Annotated in this window: 19 protein-coding genes and 2 pseudogenes; 11 read left to right on the plus strand and 10 right to left on the minus strand. The window is 73.1% G+C overall.

Annotated elements, in window-relative coordinates:
* Positions 1-18 precede the first annotated feature (18 nt).
* Positions 19-960: a DMT family transporter gene (locus HZZ00_RS11650; protein ID WP_180332109.1), complete on the minus strand. Its 942-nt coding sequence runs from the start codon at positions 958-960 to the stop codon at positions 19-21.
* 74 nt (positions 961-1,034) lie between these two features.
* Between HZZ00_RS11650 and HZZ00_RS11655 the strand changes: the two genes are divergently transcribed.
* A complete protein-coding gene (locus HZZ00_RS11655; RefSeq protein ID WP_180332110.1) occupies positions 1,035-1,937 on the plus strand; it encodes a LysR family transcriptional regulator in 903 nt (300 codons plus the stop codon).
* Here HZZ00_RS11655 and HZZ00_RS11660 read toward each other — a convergent pair.
* Positions 1,930-2,392: pseudogene (locus tag HZZ00_RS11660) on the minus strand (pyridoxamine 5'-phosphate oxidase family protein). The gene HZZ00_RS11655 and the pseudogene HZZ00_RS11660 sit on opposite strands and share 8 nt — an antisense overlap.
* A 46-nt stretch (positions 2,393-2,438) precedes the next feature.
* Between HZZ00_RS11660 and HZZ00_RS11665 the strand changes: the two are divergent.
* The 8 genes from HZZ00_RS11665 (at position 2,439) to HZZ00_RS11700 (ending at position 9,001) form a co-directional block, all read left to right on the plus strand.
* On the plus strand, positions 2,439-2,663 hold the full coding sequence (locus tag HZZ00_RS11665) for a hypothetical protein (RefSeq protein WP_180332111.1): 225 nt from the start codon (positions 2,439-2,441) through the stop codon (positions 2,661-2,663).
* 270 nt (positions 2,664-2,933) lie between these two features.
* A complete protein-coding gene (locus HZZ00_RS11670) occupies positions 2,934-3,707 on the plus strand; it encodes a HipA family kinase (RefSeq protein WP_180332112.1) in 774 nt (257 codons plus the stop codon).
* Complete coding sequence (locus tag HZZ00_RS11675; RefSeq protein ID WP_180332113.1) at positions 3,704-4,153, plus strand: DUF3037 domain-containing protein; 450 nt, start codon at positions 3,704-3,706, stop codon at positions 4,151-4,153. The genes HZZ00_RS11670 and HZZ00_RS11675 overlap by 4 nt, the downstream gene beginning before the upstream one ends.
* 147 nt (positions 4,154-4,300) lie before the next feature.
* The gene (gene fabG, locus HZZ00_RS11680) at positions 4,301-5,062 is read left to right on the plus strand and encodes a 3-oxoacyl-ACP reductase FabG (RefSeq protein ID WP_180332114.1); all 762 of its coding nucleotides are present in this window, start codon (positions 4,301-4,303) and stop codon (positions 5,060-5,062) included.
* An 11-nt stretch (positions 5,063-5,073) separates the two neighbouring features.
* Complete coding sequence (locus HZZ00_RS11685; protein WP_180332115.1) at positions 5,074-5,838, plus strand: SDR family oxidoreductase; 765 nt, start codon at positions 5,074-5,076, stop codon at positions 5,836-5,838.
* Between the two features lie 185 nt (positions 5,839-6,023).
* Entirely contained in the window at positions 6,024-7,610 is a 1,587-nt protein-coding gene (locus HZZ00_RS11690; protein WP_180332116.1) for an ABC transporter substrate-binding protein, read from the plus strand.
* 104 nt (positions 7,611-7,714) lie between these two features.
* Positions 7,715-8,398 carry a uracil-DNA glycosylase gene (locus HZZ00_RS11695; protein ID WP_180332117.1) on the plus strand — a complete coding sequence of 228 codons (684 nt, stop codon included), beginning with the start codon at positions 7,715-7,717 and terminating at the stop codon, positions 8,396-8,398.
* A gap of 96 nt (positions 8,399-8,494) precedes the next feature.
* A complete protein-coding gene (locus HZZ00_RS11700; protein ID WP_180332118.1) occupies positions 8,495-9,001 on the plus strand; it encodes a hypothetical protein in 507 nt (168 codons plus the stop codon).
* Between the two features lie 20 nt (positions 9,002-9,021).
* Here HZZ00_RS11700 and HZZ00_RS11705 read toward each other — a convergent pair whose 3' ends face one another.
* Both HZZ00_RS11705 and HZZ00_RS11710 read right to left on the minus strand, forming a co-directional pair.
* Positions 9,022-9,468: a hypothetical protein gene (locus tag HZZ00_RS11705; RefSeq protein ID WP_180332119.1), complete on the minus strand. Its 447-nt coding sequence runs from the start codon at positions 9,466-9,468 to the stop codon at positions 9,022-9,024.
* 115 nt (positions 9,469-9,583) lie between these two features.
* Complete coding sequence (locus tag HZZ00_RS11710) at positions 9,584-10,096, minus strand: DinB family protein (RefSeq protein WP_180332120.1); 513 nt, start codon at positions 10,094-10,096, stop codon at positions 9,584-9,586.
* A gap of 129 nt (positions 10,097-10,225) precedes the next feature.
* On the opposite strand from HZZ00_RS11710, the gene HZZ00_RS11715 reads away from it, so the two are divergent.
* Complete coding sequence (locus tag HZZ00_RS11715) at positions 10,226-11,137, plus strand: Gfo/Idh/MocA family protein (RefSeq protein WP_180332121.1); 912 nt, start codon at positions 10,226-10,228, stop codon at positions 11,135-11,137.
* Here HZZ00_RS11715 and lnt read toward each other — a convergent pair.
* The 5 genes and pseudogenes from lnt to HZZ00_RS11740 all read right to left on the minus strand — a co-directional run bounded on the left by lnt (position 11,055) and on the right by HZZ00_RS11740 (position 16,399).
* Positions 11,055-12,629, minus strand: a complete 1,575-nt coding sequence (gene lnt / locus HZZ00_RS11720) for an apolipoprotein N-acyltransferase (RefSeq protein ID WP_180332122.1) — start codon at positions 12,627-12,629, stop codon at positions 11,055-11,057. The two genes, HZZ00_RS11715 and lnt, sit on opposite strands and share 83 nt — an antisense overlap.
* Before the next feature lie 83 nt (positions 12,630-12,712).
* Positions 12,713-13,171 carry a nuclear transport factor 2 family protein gene (locus HZZ00_RS11725; protein WP_180332123.1) on the minus strand — a complete coding sequence of 153 codons (459 nt, stop codon included), beginning with the start codon at positions 13,169-13,171 and terminating at the stop codon, positions 12,713-12,715.
* A gap of 82 nt (positions 13,172-13,253) precedes the next feature.
* Positions 13,254-15,323: pseudogene (locus tag HZZ00_RS11730) on the minus strand (restriction endonuclease).
* Between the two features lie 167 nt (positions 15,324-15,490).
* Complete coding sequence (locus HZZ00_RS11735; protein WP_070028291.1) at positions 15,491-15,670, minus strand: hypothetical protein; 180 nt, start codon at positions 15,668-15,670, stop codon at positions 15,491-15,493.
* A gap of 258 nt (positions 15,671-15,928) precedes the next feature.
* Positions 15,929-16,399 carry a helix-turn-helix domain-containing protein gene (locus tag HZZ00_RS11740; RefSeq protein ID WP_180332124.1) on the minus strand — a complete coding sequence of 157 codons (471 nt, stop codon included), beginning with the start codon at positions 16,397-16,399 and terminating at the stop codon, positions 15,929-15,931.
* 120 nt (positions 16,400-16,519) lie between these two features.
* Here HZZ00_RS11740 and HZZ00_RS11745 point away from each other — a divergent pair, with 120 nt between their 5' ends.
* Complete coding sequence (locus tag HZZ00_RS11745; RefSeq protein ID WP_180332125.1) at positions 16,520-17,689, plus strand: thiolase family protein; 1,170 nt, start codon at positions 16,520-16,522, stop codon at positions 17,687-17,689.
* Between the two features lie 4 nt (positions 17,690-17,693).
* Here HZZ00_RS11745 and HZZ00_RS11750 read toward each other — a convergent pair whose 3' ends face one another.
* Complete coding sequence (locus tag HZZ00_RS11750; RefSeq protein ID WP_180332126.1) at positions 17,694-18,440, minus strand: TVP38/TMEM64 family protein; 747 nt, start codon at positions 18,438-18,440, stop codon at positions 17,694-17,696.
* Positions 18,441-18,478: the final 38 nt, after the last annotated feature.

Here is an 18,478-nt window from a genome sequence, read left to right on the forward strand (position 1 = left end):
GGCTCCGGAGTCCTGGATCTACGCGCCCTTCCTCGGCCGCACCTGCGTCAGGGCCGCTCCGGCCAGCACGATCACCGCTCCCACCGGAGTGTTCCAGCGCAGCGACTCGCCGAGGATCGCCACCCCGGCAGCCGTGGCGATGACCGGGATGAAGTACGTCACCATCTGGGCGGTGGTGGGCCCGACCTCGGCGACGAGCCCGTACTGGATGAGCACGGCGAGCCCGGTGCCCAGCGCGCCCAGCGCGGCGATCGCCAGCAGCGGCACCACCGCGAAATGCCGGGGCATGCCCGTGAACAGGGGCGTGACCACGGCGAGTTGCACCGTCGCCAGCAGCAGCTGCCCGCCGGTCATCGACAGGTGCGAGTTCCCCGTGCCGGCCAGCGTCCGCCGGACGTAGATCCAGCCCACCGGGTAGCTCAGCGAGGCGAGCAGGGCCATCGCCGTGCCGGTGGCGTCGAGGCCGTGGAAGCCCTGCCATGCGCCGAGAACCGTCAGCACTCCGAGGAAGCCGAGGCCGAGCCCGGCCACGCGGACCCGGGTGGGGCGGTCCTCGGAGAGGGCGACCACGGACAGCAGCATGCCCCACAGGGGCGAGGTCGCGTTGCAGATGCCGGCCAGAGTGGAGGGGATGGTCAGCTCGGAGTAGGCGAAGAGGGAGAACGGCAGGGCGTTCAGGAAGAACGCGGCGACCGCCATGTGCGCCCACAGCCGGCCCCCGCGCGGCAGCCGCTCCCGCTTGACCGCCATCGCCGCCACCAGCACCGCCGTGCCGAACACCAGCCGGCCGAGGGTGACCTGGAACGGCGCGTACCCGCTCGTGCCCACCTTGATCAGCAGGAAGCTGAAGCCCCAGATCAGGGAGAGGGCGCCGAAGCGGAGCCGCCAGTCGAGGCGGGGGCGGGCCGGGGCGGGTGCGGCGGTGGGGGACTGTGTCCGGGTTGCGGTGACCGTGCTCATGACGACAACAATGCTGGAGCAAACCTCGTAGCACAATCGAGAAATCCCACCGGGTACCTCTTAGGATTGCTTATATGTTGAATCTGGAGCGCCTGCGCACCCTCGACGCCTTGGCCCGCCACGGCTCGGTCAGCGCCGCCGCCGACGCGCTGCACGTCACCACGTCCGCGGTCTCCCAGCAGCTCGGCAAGCTGGAACGCGAGGTCGGGCAGCAGCTGCTGGCCAAGAACGGCCGGGGTGTCCGGCTCACGGACGCGGGCCGGCTGCTCTCCGAGCACGCGGCGCGCATCCTGTCACAGGTGGAGCTGGCCGAGTCGGATCTGGAGGCGCAGCGCGGGCAGGTCGTCGGCGAGCTGCGGCTGTCCGCGTTCCCCACCGCCGCCCGGGGTCTGTTCCCCGTGGCGCTGCCGGCGCTGCGCGCCCAGCACCCGGGGCTGCGGGTGCGCTCCAGCGAGCTGGAGCCGGAGCAGGGCATCGCCGGGGTGGTGCGCGGCGACCTCGATCTGGCGGTGGTCCTGGACTGGTACAACAAGCCGATGCCGGTGCCCGACGGGCTGGTCAAGGCGCCGCTGCTGGACGATCCGGCCGAGGTCGCCATGCCGGTCGGACACCGGCTCGCCCACCGCGACGAGGTGGATCTCGCCGAGTTCGCCGACGACGAGTGGATCACGTGGGGCCAGGGCGAGTTCTGCCACGAGTGGCTGATCTTCACGCTGCGCTCCAAGGGCGTCGAGCCGATCGTCGGCCACCGCGCCGGTGAGACCCACACCCAGCTCCAGCTGGTCGCCTCCGGGTTGGGGGTGTGCATCGCGCCACTGCTGGGCCGCCACCCGGTGCCGGACGGTGTGGTCCTCGTGCCGCTGACCCAGCGCGTGCGGCGGCACGTCTACGTCGTCTGGCGTGCGGACGCCGACCGCCGGCCCTCCATCCGCGCGGCGGTGGAGGCCCTGCGCACCGCGTCCGAGAAGCTCAACTGAGTCCCAGTTTGCGGAAGTCCCAGGAGACGACCCGCTCCGGCACGAGCCGGGCCCAGGCGTGCCGGCCGTCGTGCGGCAGCTCGTCGGTACTTGCGGGCGAACAGCGGTTCCACACCGTCCAGTTCCGGGCACGGCAGCCCGCTGCGGGGCGCCTCGCCGACGAACTCCACCCGGCCGGACAGCTCGGCCCCGCGCAGCCGGGCCTACTCCTCGCCCGCGTCGACCACCACCGCCACCCGGGGGTCGCGGCGCAGCCGGCTCCAACGGCGGGTGCGCACCAGCGAGTACAGCCACAGCGCGCCGCCGTCCCAGACGAACCACAACGCGCTGAGATGCGGGGCGCCGTCGGCGGCGACGGTGGCGAGACGGCGAGTGCGCCGAGCGGCCAGGAACTCGTCCAGCTCGCCGGGCGTCATCATGATCCTCCGGCCCCGGCGCTGCGGCGTGACGGACATGCGGCCCCCTCGTCATGGCGTTTCCCGGCCTGGGGGGGGGTGGCTCATGTCTGATGCGACGGTCTGGGAGACGGCGGTGCTCGAAGGAGGCCCGGGGGACGGCTGGCGGGTGAGGGTCTCCGACCGGCCGCGCGTGCTCCAGGTGACCTGCCCGTGCCCGGTCGGGGCGGCGCCGCCGGGCGCCCGGGCGGAAGGTGTCTGCGTCTACCGCCGGGACTACGGGGTGACGGGTGAGCCCCTGCGTTACGGCTTCGACGTCGCCAGCCCCTGATCCGCGGGCGTCCGGCGGCTGCCGGCCGCACGAGCCCTCGACGGGGCGGCTCCCCGGTGATCACCCTCGGTTACTATGCTCACTTCGTGCCCGAGGCCGGAAGCGAGGGGCCGAACGGCCATCGGCGGACCCCTGGGGAGACGGGGGAGCCGCGTGCCGGTCGGAACATCCCCCTTCCTCCCCGAGACCCGTCGGCGGGTGCTCGCTGCTGCCGTGGCCCCCATGGCTGATCTTGTATTGCGAGGCTGAAGAGATGGATGGCCTGGGAACATGTTGAAAGAGGTTGTCGCGACCCGCTACATCACGCCCCTGCGTGAGGGCGGCTCGCTGCCGGGGCTCGTCGAGGGGGACGACTTCGGCACCTACGTCATGAAGTTCACCGGCGCCGGGCAGGGCCGCAAGACGCTGGTCGCCGAGGTGGTGTGCGGGGAACTCGCCCGGCGCCTCGGCTTCCGGACGCCGCGGCTGGTCACCCTGGAGCTGGACTCCGTGCTGGGGCTCGGCGAACCCGAGCAGCAGGTGCAGGAACTGCTGCGGGGCAGCGGCGGCACCAACCTCGGCATGGACTTCCTCTCCGGCGCGCTCGGCTACGACCCGCTCGCCTTCGAGGTGAGCCCCGAGGAGGCCGGGCGGATCATCTGGTTCGACGCGCTGATCAACAACGTGGACCGCTCCTGGCGCAACCCCAACCTCCTGCTGCACCGCGGCGAGGTGTGGCTCATCGACCACGGGGCCACCATGATCTGGCACCACAACTGGCCCTCCGCCGAGGCCTCCGCCGCCCGCGCCTACGACGCATCCGACCACGCCCTCGCCCGGTTCGCGCCCGACATCGAGGCGGCGGCCGCCGATCTGGCGCCCCGCGTCACCGAGGACCTGCTCGCCGAGGTCACCGCCGAGGTCCCGGACGCCTGGCTGGCCGGCGAACCCGGCTTCGACACCCCGGACGACCTGCGCCGGGCCTACGCCCGGCCGCTGCTCGCCCGCGCGGCCGTCATCGCCGGCCGCATCACCGGTCTCGGCCGACAGGAGGAGGGCAAGTGAGCGAGACGCACATTCATATGGCCGGTCATGTGACCGAGCGCCACATCACCCGGGCCGGACAGGGCGGCGACCGGGACGTGTTCGAGTACGCGCTGCTCAAGGTCGTGCCCCGGGTGGAGCGCGGCGAGTGCATCAACGCCGGCGTGGTCGTCTACAGCCGGGCCAAGGGGTACGTCGGCGCCCGCACCCACCTGGACGAGGCGCGGCTGCTGGCCCTGGACCCGGCGGCCGACGCGGCCGGCATCCGGGCGGCGCTCGGCGCGATCGAACGCCACTGCGCGGGCGGCGAGGAGGCCGGTCAGGCGGCCCGGGACGACGCCGGGCGTCGCTTCCGCTGGCTGATCGCGCCCCGCTCCACCGTGGTCCAGCCCGGTCCGGTGCACACCGGACTGACCACCGACCCGGCCGCCGAGACGGAGCGATTGCTGGACCTCCTGGTGAGGTAATGGATCACAACGGCCGGATGCGGCGTTGACACCGGGTGCCAGGGCTTCTAGCGTCGTGTGGGCCGAAGATACTAAGCGGTCGCTCACCGCACCAGCGGCCCTCCCGAGGGGCCGTACGGGTTCTCTCAAGGGCGAGGAGAAACAACAATGTCCACCACTGAACAGCGGGTCGCGGTCGTCACCGGGGCCGCGCGCGGCATCGGCGCCGCCACCGCCGTACGCCTGGCGGCCGAGGGCCGCGCGGTCGCCGTGATCGACCTGGACGAGGCCGCCTGCAAGGACACCGTCGAGAAGATCACCGCGGCCGGCGGCAAGGCCATCGCGGTCGGCGCCGACGTCTCCGACGAGGCCCAGGTCGCCGCGGCCGTCGCGCGGGTCACCGAGGAACTGGGCGCCCCGACGATCCTGGTCAACAACGCCGGCGTGCTCCGCGACAACCTGCTGTTCAAGATGAGCGCCGCCGACTGGGACACCGTCATGAACGTGCACCTGCGCGGCTCGTTCCTGATGACCCGGGCCGTGCAGAAGCACATGGTGGACGCCGGCTTCGGACGGGTCGTCAACCTGTCCTCCTCCTCGGCGCTCGGCAACCGCGGCCAGGCCAACTACTCCGCCGCCAAGGCCGGCCTCCAGGGCTTCACCAAGACCCTCGCCATCGAGCTGGGCAAGTTCGGCATCACCGCCAACGCCGTCGCCCCCGGCTTCATCGCCACCGAGATGACCAAGGCCACCGCCGACCGCGTCGGCATGGGCTTCGAGGACTTCAAGAAGGCCGCCGCCACCCAGATCCCGGTGCAGCGCGTCGGCGAGCCGGAGGACATCGCCAACGCCATCGCCTTCTTCACCGGCGAGGCGGCCGGGTTCGTCTCCGGCCAGGTGCTGTACGTCGCCGGCGGACCGCTCGACTAGGGGAACCCGTAATGACTTCCGCACAACTCCCGCCCCTGTCCGGCAAGGTCGCGCTCGTCACCGGCGCGAGCCGCGGCATCGGCTACGGTGTCGCCGAGGCCTTCGTCGCGCGCGGCGACCGGGTCTGCATCACCGGCCGCAACGAGGAGGCCCTGAAGGAGGCCGTCGAGAAGCTCGGCTCCGAGCGGGTCATCGGCGTCGCCGGCAAGGCGCACGACCTCGACCACCAGAGCGAGGCCGTCGAGCGCACCATGGAGGCCTTCGGCCGCCTGGACCACCTGGTGAACAACGCGGGTACCAACCCGGTCTTCGGCCCCATCGCGGACCTGGACCTGAACGTCGCCCGCAAGGTCTTCGAGACCAACGTCGTCTCCGCGCTCGGCCTGGCCCAGAAGGCCTGGCACGCCTGGCAGAAGGAGAACGGCGGCACGATCGTCAACATCGCCTCGATCGCGGGCCTCGCGCCCTCGCCGTTCATCGGCGCCTACGGCGTCAGCAAGGCCGCGATGATCAACCTGACCCAGCAGCTGGCGTACGAGTTCGCGCCGAAGGTGCGGGTCAACGCGATCGCCCCGGCCGTGGTCAAGACCAAGTTCGCGCAGGCCCTGTACGAGGGCCGCGAGGAGGAGGCGGCCGCCGGCTACCCGCTGGGACGGCTCGGCGTGCCGTCCGACATCGGCGGCGCCGCCGCGTTCCTCACCTCCGAGCAGTCCGACTGGGTCACCGGTCAGACGCTCGTGGTGGACGGCGGTCTGTTCCTCAAGGCCGGCGTCTGAGTCTCTTCCCGGGCGCCGGATTCCGGACGGACCGGCGCCCGGGGAACCGCACAGCGGACACCTGGGGGCCTGACAACGAAGTCATCCAGAAGTCGATCAACTCGCCTTGTTTCAGGGGAGGTTGATGGTGTCAACGCTGCGGTAGGGTCTGCCGACCTTGGTAGGGCGGATCGAGGAGCGTGCGCGTGTTCAACCGGAACCGGTTCCTGCGGAGAGTCGCGGCGATCGCGTCCGTGTCGTCCGTATCGCTGACGGCCGGCTGCGGCCTGCTGTCCGAAGGGGACGCCGGCGGCGGCGCCCCGATCGTGGTGGGCACCACCAGCGCCCCCAGCACGCTGGACCCGGCCGGTGCCTGGGACGGCTCCTGGGAGCTGTACCGGAACATCTACCAGACCCTCCTCGCCTACCCCAACGGCGCCACCACCCCGCAGCCGGACGCCGCGGAGAGCTGCTCCTTCAGCGACGCCTCCAGCCGCACCTACCACTGCACCCTGCGCGAGGGCCTGAAGTTCGCCGACGGCGACCCGCTGACGGCGCGGGCCGTGAAGTACTCGGTCGACCGCATCCGCGCCATCGACGCCCCCGGCGGCCCCGCCGGACTGCTGGGCAGCCTCGACCGGGTGGACACCTCCGGCGACCGCGACATCGTCTTCCACCTCGGCAAACCCGACGCCACCTTCCCCTTCGTGCTCGCCACGCCGGCGCTGTCGATCGTCGACCCCGAGGACTACCCGGCCCGCGCCCTGCGCAAGGACGGGGGCGCGGACGGCTCCGGACCGTACCGGCTCGGCTCGTACCAGGAGGGGCGGCAGGCCGTCCTCACCCGCAACGACGGCTACCAGGGCTTCGCCAAGCGGCAGAACGACGCGGTGACCATCCGCTACTTCCAGGACTCCGCCGGCATGGTCGCGGCGCTGCGCGCCAAGAAGATCGACGTCACCTACCGGGGGCTCGCCGCCGACGACATCCTCGCCCTCCAGCAGGACAACGACTCCGGCCTCCAGCTGGTGGACGGAGCCGGCACCGACATCAGCTACCTGGTGTTCGACCCCAAGGACCCCTGGGCCGGGCGGCCCGCCGTGCGCAAGGCCGTCGCCCAGCTCGTCGACCGGGGCGCGATCGCCCACAAGGTCTACAAGGACACCGTCGACCCGCTGTACTCGATGGTGCCCAAGGGCCTCACCGGCCACACCACCGCCTTCTTCGACGACTACGGCGACCCGAGCACCGCCAAGGCCAGGGCGATCCTCCAGGGCGCGGGGATCCAGCAGAAGGTGCCGCTCACCCTCTGGTACACCTCCGACCGCTACGGGTCCGAGACCGCCCTGATGTTCAAGGAGCTGAAGCGGCAGCTGGACGGCTCCGGGCTGTTCACCGTCACCCTCCGCAGCCGCCCCTGGAAGACCTACGTGGTCGGCTACCAGAAGGGCGAGTACCCGGTGTTCGGCCGCGGCTGGTCCCCGGACTTCCCCGACGCGGACAACTTCATCGCGCCCTTCACCGGCGAGCACAACGCGCTCGGCACGCCCTACCCGGCCAAGGAGATCACCGGGACGCTGCTGCCGCGCTCGCGGGCGCGCAGCGACCGCGCGGAGACGGTCAAGGACATGGCGCAGGCCCAGCGGATCCTGGCGACCGACGCCCGGCTGCTCCCGCTGTGGCAGGGCCGGCAGTACGTGGCGGCCAGCGACGACATCGCCGGCGGCGAACAGGCCCTCGACCCCTCCACGATCATGATGATGTGGACCCTGCACCGGAAGACCAGCTGGTGAGAGCCCCGGCTACGCTGGGGCGGGGGCCCTCGGGACGTTCGTTGTCAGTGGCCGCCGGTAGGTTCTGAAGCCTGCAAGTGACCGCACATCGTGAGGACGTTGACGTGACCGACACCGCCATGCTGCCCGAGTCCTGGCGCGGGGTTCTGGGTGACGAGCTGCAGCAGCCCTACTTCAAGGAGCTGACGGAGTTCGTCGAGGAGGAGCGGGCGAAGGGCCCCGTCTACCCGCCGCGCGAGGAGGTCTTCGCCGCGCTGGACGCCACGCCGTACGACAAGGTCAAGGTCCTCGTCCTCGGCCAGGACCCGTACCACGGCCCGGGCCAGGGCCACGGCCTGTGCTTCTCGGTCCGCCCGGGGGTGAAGACCCCGCCCTCCCTGCGCAACATCTACAAGGAGATGCACGCCGAGCTGGACCTGCCGATCCCGGACAACGGCTATCTGATGCCGTGGGCCCGCCAGGGCGTGCTGCTGCTCAACGCGGTCCTGACGGTGCGGGAGGGCGAGGCCAACTCGCACAAGGGCAAGGGCTGGGAGAAGTTCACCGACGCCGTGATCCGCGCGGTGGACGCCCGCCCCGACCCGGCCGTGTTCGTGCTCTGGGGCAACTACGCGCAGAAGAAGCTGCCGCTGATCGACGAGAGCCGGCACGCGGTGGTCAAGGGCGCGCACCCCTCCCCGCTGTCCGCGAAGAAGTTCTTCGGCTCCCGCCCCTTCACCCAGATCAACGAGGCGATCGCCGCCCAGGGCCACGAGCCCATCGACTGGCGCATCCCCGACCTGGGCTGAGGCCGGCCCGCAGCGTGACGGCGCCGCCTGACGGGCAATGGCGGCGGCGCCGGTTAGCGTCGAGGGCACGACAGCCGACGATCGCCGGAGGACGCGGTGGCGGAGCGACGGGAACAGACGGCCCTGGACGAGATGCTGACGCGGATCGGGCAGGTCGTGATGCTGCACCACGGCGGCGACCGCGAGGAGGCCCGCAGCCGCTTCCTCGACCTGTGGGCGGAGATCGGCGAGGACGGCGACGCACTGCACCGCTGCACCCTCGCCCACTACCTCGCCGACACCCAGGACGACCCGGCGGACGAACTCGCCTGGGACCTCAGAGCGTTGTCGGCGGCGCGGGAACTGCCGGCCGGCGGCCCCCGGGGCGTGCCGGGCTTCCTCCCGTCCCTGCACCTCAACCTGGCCGCCGACTATGTGAAGCTGGGCCGCCCCGAGGCCGCCCGCACCCATCTCGGGCACGCCCGCACCGCCGCCGGCGCCCTCGCGGACGACGGCTACGGCGAGGGCGTGCGGGCCGCGATCGCGCGCCTGGAGACGAGCCTGCGGCGGAGCGGCCCGGCGGACGACGGTCCCTGGGGACCACCACGGCAGCGGCCCAGCTGACCGGGCGGCGCCGGGGCGGGTCAGTGACGGCCGTACGTGCGTTCGCAGATTTCCGATTCCGGGCTGTTGCCGCGCCAGCCGCCGTACTCGCGGCCCAGGTCGCAGACGTCCGCGGGCACCTGCTGGGAGGTGCGGGGCGGCGCCTGCGCGGTGCGGTGCGGCTGCGGCCGGGAGCGCGGGGGAGTGCCCGCGGGGGTGGGCGGCGGGGCGGCCGGGCTGCCGTGCGGGGCGGACTCGCGGGCCCTCCCCGGCTTCCCGGACGGGCCGACCATCTCCAGTGCCTCCCGGGCCGGCGCCTGTACCTCCCGCGGTGACGCGCTGCCGTCCGTGCGGGGCGCCGTCTGCCGCGAGGGCAGGGCGCCCGGAGGCGGTCCCGGAGCCGCCGTGTGCCGTACCGTCACACAGCCGGAGAGGGCCGAGACGGCGACGGTGACCAGAAGCGCTGCGGTGGTCGTCGTTCGATGCACCCCCGCAACGATGCTGGCTCCGCGCCGACTTGGCAGCAAGGAGTCGAGCCCGATGCCCCCGCCCGGGTGAACTCCCGCACCGAACGGGGGGCTTTGCGGTGCCCCGGGTGACGCCTCAGTCGCCGGTCGCGCCGTCGATCCGCTCCCTCAGCAGGTCGGCGTGGCCGTTGTGCCGGGCGTACTCCTCGATCATGTGGGTGTAGATCCAGCGGAGGCTGAAGGGCTCCTCGGTGAACCGGCTCCTGCCCCGGGAGAGTTCGTCCAGCCCGAGGCCGGCCGTGATCCGCCGGGCCGTCTCGATCTCCGCCTGCCAGGTGGTGTACGCCTCCTGCCAGGTGTCGGCGTCGGTGACGTGGAAGTCGCCGTCCTCGTCCGCCTCGGAGCAGTAGACGGGGCCCGGGTCGTCGCCCGTCAGCACCTTGCGGAACCAGGCCCGCTCCACCTCTGCCATGTGCCGGACCAGGCCCATCAGGGTCAGCTCGGACGGCGGGACGGAGGCGGTGCGCAGCTGTTCGTCGGTCAGGCCCTCGCACTTGAGGGCCAGCGTCCGGCGGTGGTACTCCAGCCAGCCCTCCAGCATCTCGCGTTCGGGGGCGTTCAGCGCGGGCTCGTGGCGTTCACTCGTCATGTCCGCATCCTCACCCGGCGGACCCACCGGCCACCATGGGTTTTCCGCGGCCGGGGGCGGCACCGCCCGGATGCGGCCCCCGTATGCTGCCGGGGACGTCACGACGGGCGAGCACCAGGGGAGAATCGCGTGAAGGTCGGCTGCATCGGACTCGGGGACATCGCGCAGAAGGCGTATCTGCCGGTGCTGGGCGCCCTGCCCGGGGTCGACCTCCATCTGCACACCCGCACCCCGGCCACCCTCGCCCGCGTCGCCGACGGCCTGCACCTGCCGCCCGGACAGCGGCACGAGGAACTCGGCTCCCTGCTGGCCGCCGGGCTCGACGCGGCCTTCGTGCACGCGCCCACCGCCGTCCACCCCGAGATCGTCACCCGGCTCCTGGAGGCGGGCGTCCCGACGTACGTCGACAAGCCGCTCGCCTACCGGCTCGCCGACTCCGAGCGGCTGGTGGAACTCGCCGAGCGGCGCGGCGTCTCCCTCGGCGTCGGCTTCAACCGGCGGCACGCGCCCGGCTACGCCCAGTGCCTGGAACACCCGCGCGAGCTGATCCTCATGCAGAAGAACCGGGTCGGGCTGCCCGAAGAGCCCCGCTCGATGATCCTGGACGACTTCATCCACGTCGTCGACACCCTGCGCTTCCTGGCGCCGGGACCGGTCGACGAGGTGACGGTCCGCGCCCGCGTCCGGGACGGTCTGCTGCACCACGTGGTGCTCCAGCTCGGCGGCGACGGCTTCACCGCGCTCGGCGTGATGAACCGCCTCAGCGGCTCCACGGAGGAGGTCCTGGAGGTATCCGGGCAGGACATGAAGCGTCAGGTGCGCAACCTCGCCGAGGTGATCGACCACAGGGGCGAGCCGACCCTGCGCCGGCGCGGCGACTGGGTGCCGGTGGCCCGCCAGCGCGGCATCGAGCAGGCGGTGCTCGCCTTCCTGGACGCGGTGCGCGCCGGGCAGCTGTTCAGCGCCCGGGACGCGCTGGCGACCCATGAACTGTGCGAGCGGGTGGTACGAGCGGTTCAGGACCGCCCCGACGCGGCCTGAGCACGCGCACCCCCTCGCCTGCGCACAGCGCGGCCAGCACCAGCAGCGCCCCGCGCACCGGCCAGTCGCCGTGGCGGACGTACGGCGTGACGCCGTGCGCGAGCGGCACGTCGTACACCCGCGTGGTGCTCGCCCCGGTCCCCAGCCACGGGCCGAGCCGCCGCCCGTCCGGCCCGAACGCGGCGGAGACGCCGGTGAGGGTCGCGTGCACCATCGGGCGGCCGGTCTCGGCGGCGCGCAGCGCGGCCAGCGAGGCGTGCTGCTCCGGCGCCCAGCTGTCCTGGAAGGTGGAGGTGGAGGACTGGCCGAGCAGCACGTCCGCGCCGTCGTCGGCCAGCTGCCGGCCCATGTCGGGGAACGCGGTCTCGAAGCAGATCAGCGGCCCGATCCGCAGCCCGTGCCCGACGTTCATCACGACCTGTTCGGTGCCGCGCCTGCGGTCCTCGCCGGCCGCCTTGCCCACCGAGGTGGCCCAGCCGAGCAGGGAACGGGCGGGGACGTACTCGCCGAAGGGGACCAGCCGCATCTTGTCGTAGCGGTCGCCGGTCGGGCCGTCCGGGCCGACCAGCACCGAACTCTTGTAGATCCCGGGCCGGTCCGAGCGGCGCGCGTCCACGTTCACCAGCACGTCGGCGCCCGTCTCGCGGGACAGCGCGGCGATCCGCCGGGCCAGGTCGGGCCGCTCGGCGAGGTCGTAGCCGACGCTGGACTCGCCCCACACCACGAGGTCGACGTCCTGCCCGACGAGCCGCCGGGTCAGCCGCTCCTCCCGGTCGAAGCGCCGCGCGGCGCTGTCCGGCCCGTCCACCGGGCCCGGCTGCACCACGGCGATCCGCGTACTGCCGTCGATCTGCGGGCGCGGCGCCCACGCCCAGGCGGCGCAGGTGGCGGCGGCGGTGGCGGCCACCGCGGCCACCGCCGGCACGCGGGCCGCGCGCACCGAGACCAGCACGGCCACCGCCACGTTCACGGCCACCACCAGGAAGCTCAGCAGCCACACCCCGCCCACCGAGGCCAGCCGCAGCGCGGGCTCCACCTGCCACTGGGAGGCGCCGAGGAGGCCCCAGGGGCCGCCGAGCCCCTGCCAGGAGCGGACCAGCTCGGGTATCAGCCAGCCGGAGGGCAGCACCAGCAGCGCGACGGCGCACCGGCCGGGGGAGGGCGAGCCGCCCAGGTACCGGTGCACCAGCCAGCCCCAGGGCGCCCAGAGCAGGCCCAGCAGCGCGCCTATCAGGAAGATGAAGACGTGCAGGCTGGGCAGCAGCCAGTGGTGCACGGCCACCAGGTAGCCGAAGCCGCCGCACCAGCCGTCGTACGCCGCCCGCCGGCCGGTCGGCGCCGAGCGGGCCAGCAGCAGCCATGGGACGAGGGCGACGTAGGCGAACCACCACAGCGACGGCGCCGGGAACGCGAGGACGGGCAGAGCGCCCGCGAGCGCGACGACGGCCGAGCGCCGCCAACGGGAGGCCGGCCGGCGGTCGATCGTCGTCATACGGAGCCTCCCTTACCCCAGGGCTCCAGTGTGCGCGCCGGAAGCGATCTACGACAGGGGGCCTCCGGTCCGGCCGGGCGTCGTCACGCCGGGGCCGTCCGCCGCCACTTCTCGGTGACGACGACCTCGCCGAGCCGCCAGCCCTCGGGCGTGCGCAGCAGCCCGAAGTCGTAGCGGCCGCCGCACTCCACGTCCGGCGCCCCCGAACCGCCGCCGGCGAAGCGCATCGGGGTCAGGTAGTCGGCCCGCACCCGGGCCGTGTCCCCGGTGTCGTGGTCCAGGGTCCCGAACCGCACCCGGCGGTTGACGATCAGGTGCTGGCGCACGGCGAACCGCGCCAGCTGCCCGGCGAGCCAGTCGGCGACCTGCCCGGCCTCGCCCTCGATCCCGCCGACCGACCGGTAGTCGGCCCGCCCGCCCCTTGTGAACAGCTCCCGGTACGCCGCCCAGTCGCCGTCGTCCACGGCCACCGCGTACGCGGTGACCAGCTCGTCCACGGCCAGCCGGTCCAGCAGGGCCGATAGTTCCGCACGCTGCGTCATCGGCACAGTGTTGGCCACGGCGCGGGCGGAGCCAAGAGACAGGGCGGGACATTCGGCGGGACGGGTGCGCGGGCGCGCCGGATCACTCGACCTCGATGCCGAAGTCCCGGACCAGTTCCGCGAGGCCGCCCGGATACCCCTTGCCGCCCAGGACGAAGTCCCAGTCGCCGGTCGGCCTGCGCCGGAACGAGCCGAGGACCAGGGCGGTCTCGCCCGGGCGCCCGTCGGAGACCTCCAGCCGGCCCAGCTCGGCCCGCGAGCGGTCGAGCAGACGGATGCGGGCGTCGCTGAAGCCGGAGAGGTCGGCGTGCGGGCCGGCCCCGGGGTCGACGGCGGCCACGAGGACGAGCCGGTCCGCCTCGGCCGGCAGCGCGTCGAAGCGGACGCGCATCGCGGCCTTGTCGGGTGCGGTGGCGGGCAGGGCGCGGACCGAGCCGTCCGGGGTGCCCGGGTTGTTGTAGAAGACGAAGTGGTCGTCGCCGAGGACGCGGTCGCCGCGGCAGACGAGGGCGCACACGTCCACGGCGACGCCGCCGGACCAGGACATGCCCAGGATGTTGTGGTCGTCGGGCAGACCGGTGTCCGGGGCGCCCGTCGCCCGCGGCGTCGGGGTGCGGGCCGCGCCGTCCCCCAGGCGCCCGCGCAGCCCGTGGCGGTGCAGCAGGTCGACGAGTTCGGTGCCCCCGATCAGCTCCAGCGGCTTGCCGTCGGCGAAGGTGTGCGAGCCGGGGCCGAACTTCGACGTGGTCACGAGGACGCCCTTGTTGGCGCCGGTGTCCTGCACGGTGCCGTACAGGTCGCGCACCGCCGTGGGCGGCACCGTGTTGCGGTAGCGCTTCACCTGCACGACGATCTTGCCGCCGCGGATCGGCGTCGGATCGAGCGCGTCCACGTCCACCCCGCCGTCGTTCGAGCGCTGGGTTGTGACGGCCTCCATCCCCATGGCGCGGAAGAGGTCGGCGACGAGTTCCTCGAAGGCCAGGGGGTCCATCTCGTACAGGTCGGGTTCGGCTTCCCCGTCACCGTCGTCGCCGTGCGCGACGACACGGCTCCCGACCTCCTGCGGCCGACGGCTCGGCCGCACCGGCGCGAGCTGGTCGGGCCGCGCCGAGAGCTGCCCGCGCAGCGCGTCGGCCAGGCAGCTGACGGCGTCCACCTGGGCCAGGTGCAGTGCGCGGAACGCCGGGCTCGGGGCCATGACGGTGGCCAGGTACATCCGGCCCGGCCGGCCCGTCGAGGGATCGTGCCCGTTGACGAACCCGTTCACGGTGACCGATTCCAGCGTGTCCGTCTCGTCGGCGGCGAAGAGTTCGTGCAGGACGAGCAGCACGCACTGCGCCAGGACCTCCCGGTACAGGGCCCTGCGCTGAGTCGCCGGCCGGGAGGTCTCCTTGAACTGGTCCGCGCCGGACAGGTAGCGGACGGCCTTGGTATCGGGCACCACGTCGTAGGCGGGCAGCTGCCAGTCCAGCACCAGCTGGCCGGCCGCCGCGTCGTACGCCGCCACCACCTGCCGGGGGAAGCCCTCCGGCCAGGCCGTCGAGGAGTAGAGGACCGCGGAGAAGTACTCGACGACGAAGGCGGGGTCGCGCCGTGCGACGCCTTCCGTCAGTTCGGCGACCGAGGCGTTGTGCCGCCGCAGCTCGGCCAGCCGGGCGTCGGCCCACTCCTGGTACTGCCGCTGGTACGACGCCAGCTGCCGCTGCCGCTGAGCCTCCGCCGCCTGGGCAGCGTGCCAGTCCCGCTCGAAGCGGGCCCGGGCCTACGCCTGCGCCTGGGCGCGGCGGCCGGCGGTCCACCCGCCCTGCGTCCGGTAGTGATCGAACTCCGGCAGGGGAACGGGCTGGGCGAGCGCGCCCGGCGCGAACGGCTCGACCGTCTCGGGACGCAGGAGCGCGGACGCCCGGAACGCCGGGGCCCGGCAGCCCGAGGCGAGGAGGCCCTGCAACTCGGCGACCCTGGCGTCCAGTTCAGCGGTGCGGCGCAGTGCCTCCGCCTGCCGCTGCTCGCGGTGGCTCTGGGCGGCCTGCCGCTGGTACGCGCGCTCGCGCCGCGCCTCCTCCCGCTGCCGTCGGGCCTCGGCCTCCCGCGCGCGCTGCTGCTGCCTCTGTATCTCGGCCCAGACGCCGACCACGCCGTTGGAACGACTCATGTGCTGCAGGCCCTCCCCGAACACCGGTTGTCCCCACAACCGGGTGTGACGGGACGACTCTATCCAGCGGTGACGGGTGCGCACATCCGGCGGGCGGGAGCGACGCGCCCGACCGGGAGCGGGCGTCCGGGGCGTGGCATGGCGTGACGCGGGGCGGGCCGCGCTGGTCAGGCCGCCTGGATGATCTCCTCGCGGATGGCCTCGGCCCACTCCACGACCAGCAGTTCGTACTCCGCGCGTTCCTGGGCCGACAGGGAGCCGCCCGCACGCAGCCACAGTGCCCGGATCTGCTCGTTCACCTCGGCGGCAGACCGTGCGGAACCAGGGGGCAGGGAATCGGGGGACATGTCGAACAGCCTAGGGGCAGGGTCTGACACTGCGCTACCGCGCGGCTACGCAGAACGTATGCGGTTGGTCACCGCGGGCGTCGGCCGTGCCCCGCGGTCGGCCCAGTTCAAGCGGCATATGCCGCGCCGAGTTGACGCCGAGGGGCGGCCGGGAGTTGGCCGAAACGGGGGCGCGGTGCCCTGTGGAGCGGGTCGAACACCGGTCGACCGGCCCATTTCGCGGGCCGGTTCGGGGGGCCGGGCCCTGGAGCATCCGGTTCAGGGTTGTACCGGTCCCCGGAGCGTCCAGCCGGGCGCCTGCGGGTGCGCGGTCAGGTCCTCGTGGTGCACCGGGTCGCCGCAGGCGCGGCAGGTGACCACCGGGACCAGTTCGTGGCCGCAGTTGTGCTCCACGACCATGGGCAGACCGGTGTTGCCGTGGAGGTGGCGGTCGCCCCACTCCTTGAGGTGCATCAGGACCGGTTCCAGGTCCAGGCCCGCCGGCGTCGGCCGGTACTCGAAGCGCCGGGGGCGCTCGCTGTAGGCGTGCTTGGTGAGGATCCCGGCGTCCACGAGCCTGCGCAGCCGGGTGGACAGGACGTCCCGCGGGGCGCCGATGTTGCGCACCAGCTGGTCGAAGCGGCCGTTGCCCAGACACACCTCCCGCAGCACGAGCAGGGAGTACTTCTCGCCGACCAGCGCGAGGGTGTCGGCGATGGAACAGGGACGCGGGTCCTTGATGGCGGCCATGCGCACCAGTCTAAGCAAGGGTTTGAATTTCCAACCCAAGTGGGTTTGCTTTCCCAAGCCGCCTCGCTATGGTGGGTTCGGATTTCCTACTCACTGGTAGCCCGCCAAGGAGGCCGCACCATGCGCGACGCAGTGATCGTCGAAGCCGTACGCACCCCGATCGGCAAGGGCAAGTCCGACGGCGCCCTCGCGCACGTCCACCCCGTACAACTGCTCGCCCATACCCTCGGCGCCCTGGTCGAGCGCTCCGGGGTCGACCCGGCGCTGATCGACGACGTGATCGGCGGCACCGTCGACCAGGTCGGCGAACAGGCCATGAACACCACGCGGTACGCGGTACTCGCCGCCGGCTTCCCCGAGTCGGTCCCGGCCACCACGGTGGACCGCCAGTGCGGTTCCTCCCAGCAGGCCGTGCACTTCGCTGCGCAGGGCGTCGTCTCCGGCGCCTACGACATGGTCGTCGCCTGCGGCGTGGAGTCGATGAGCCGGGTGCCGATGTGGTCCAACGTGCCCGCGGGCAAGGACCCGTTCGGGCCCGGCGTCGCCGCGCGCTATCCGGAGGGCCTGGTGCCGCAGGGCATCAGCGCCGAACTCATCGCCGCCAAGTGGTCCCTGAGCCGGACGCGGATGGACGAGTTCGCCCTCTCCTCCCACCGCAAGGCGGCCGCGGCGTGGCAGGCGGGGCTGTTCGACGCCGAGACCGCGCCCCTGGAGGGCCTCGCCCGCGACGAGAGCATCCGCCCCGCCGGCACCCCCGAGATCCTCGCCGGCCTCCGGCCCGCCTATCACGACCCGGTCTTCGCCGAACGCTTCCCGCAGATCGAGTGGAACATCACCGCGGGCAACGCCAGCCCGGTCAACGACGGCGCCTCCGCCGTCCTGATCACCTCCGGCGAGACGGCCGCCCGCCTCGGACTGCGCCCGCTGGCCCGGCTGCACAGCTTCGCGGTCACCGGCTCCGACCCGCTGCTGATGCTCACCGGAGTCGTCCCGGCCACCGAGAAGGTGCTGCGCCGGGCGGGCCTCACCCTCGGCGACATCGACCTGTTCGAGGTCAACGAGGCCTTCGCCGCCGTCGTCCTCGCCTGGCAGCAGGAGACCGGCGCCGACCTCGACCGGGTCAATGTGCACGGCGGCGCCATCGCCCTCGGTCACCCCCTCGGCGCCAGCGGCACCCGCCTGACCACCACCCTCGTCCACGCGATGCGGCAACGCGGCGCCCGCTACGGCCTCCAGACCATGTGCGAGGCCGGCGGACTCGCCAACGCCATGATCCTGGAGGCCGTCTGACCCCTCATCGGCCCCGCAGCCGGTGCCGCTGCCGCCAGGCCACCACCGTGCCCACCAGCGCCGGTACGGCGATACAGGCCATCGCCAGCAGGAACGCGGGGGACGTCGGCGCCGAGGCACGGGCGCCGGCCACCGCGTAGGCGGCGGTGTTCGGTACCGAACCGAGCGCCGTGGCCAGCAGGAAGGGGAGCCACCCCATCCGGGAGACGGCCGCGCAGTAGTTCGCCGCCCAGAACGGCACCCCCGGGAACAGCCGCGCCGCCAGCATCGACCGGAACCCGTGCCGGCTCAGCTGCCCGTCCGCCGCTCTGAGCAGCCGCCCGCGCAGCAACGGGCGCAACGCGTCCTGCCCGAGCAGCCGCCCGAGCCCGAAGGCCACTCCCGCGCCCAGCACCGTGCCCGCCAGCGCGGTCGCGAGACCCAGCTGCGAGCCGAACAGCGCGCCCGCCGCCAGGTTCAGCAGCGGCCGCGGCACGAACGCCACCGTGCACAGCCCGTAACCGACCCCGAACACCAGCGCCGCCGCGATCCCGCCCGCCTGCGGCGGCCAGCCGTGCGCCAGCAGGCGCTGCGGGTCGAAGAGCAGCACGGCCGTGCCCGCGCCCGCCAACAGGGCGAGCAGCAGCGAAAGCCGCGCCCACGGGGAGAGCAGCGCGCGGGCACAGCGCGCGGCGAGACCCCCGCGGTGCAGGGGCGTTGCCGGGACGGCGAGTTCGGCGGTGCCCCTGGAGCGGTTGCTGGCGTCGAGCACGTGACCCCCTAGAAGACACCGATGGCCCGCCGCCGATG

This window comes from Streptomyces sp. NEAU-sy36, from assembly GCF_013423905.1.
GTDB lineage: Bacteria > Actinomycetota > Actinomycetes > Streptomycetales > Streptomycetaceae > Streptomyces > Streptomyces misionensis.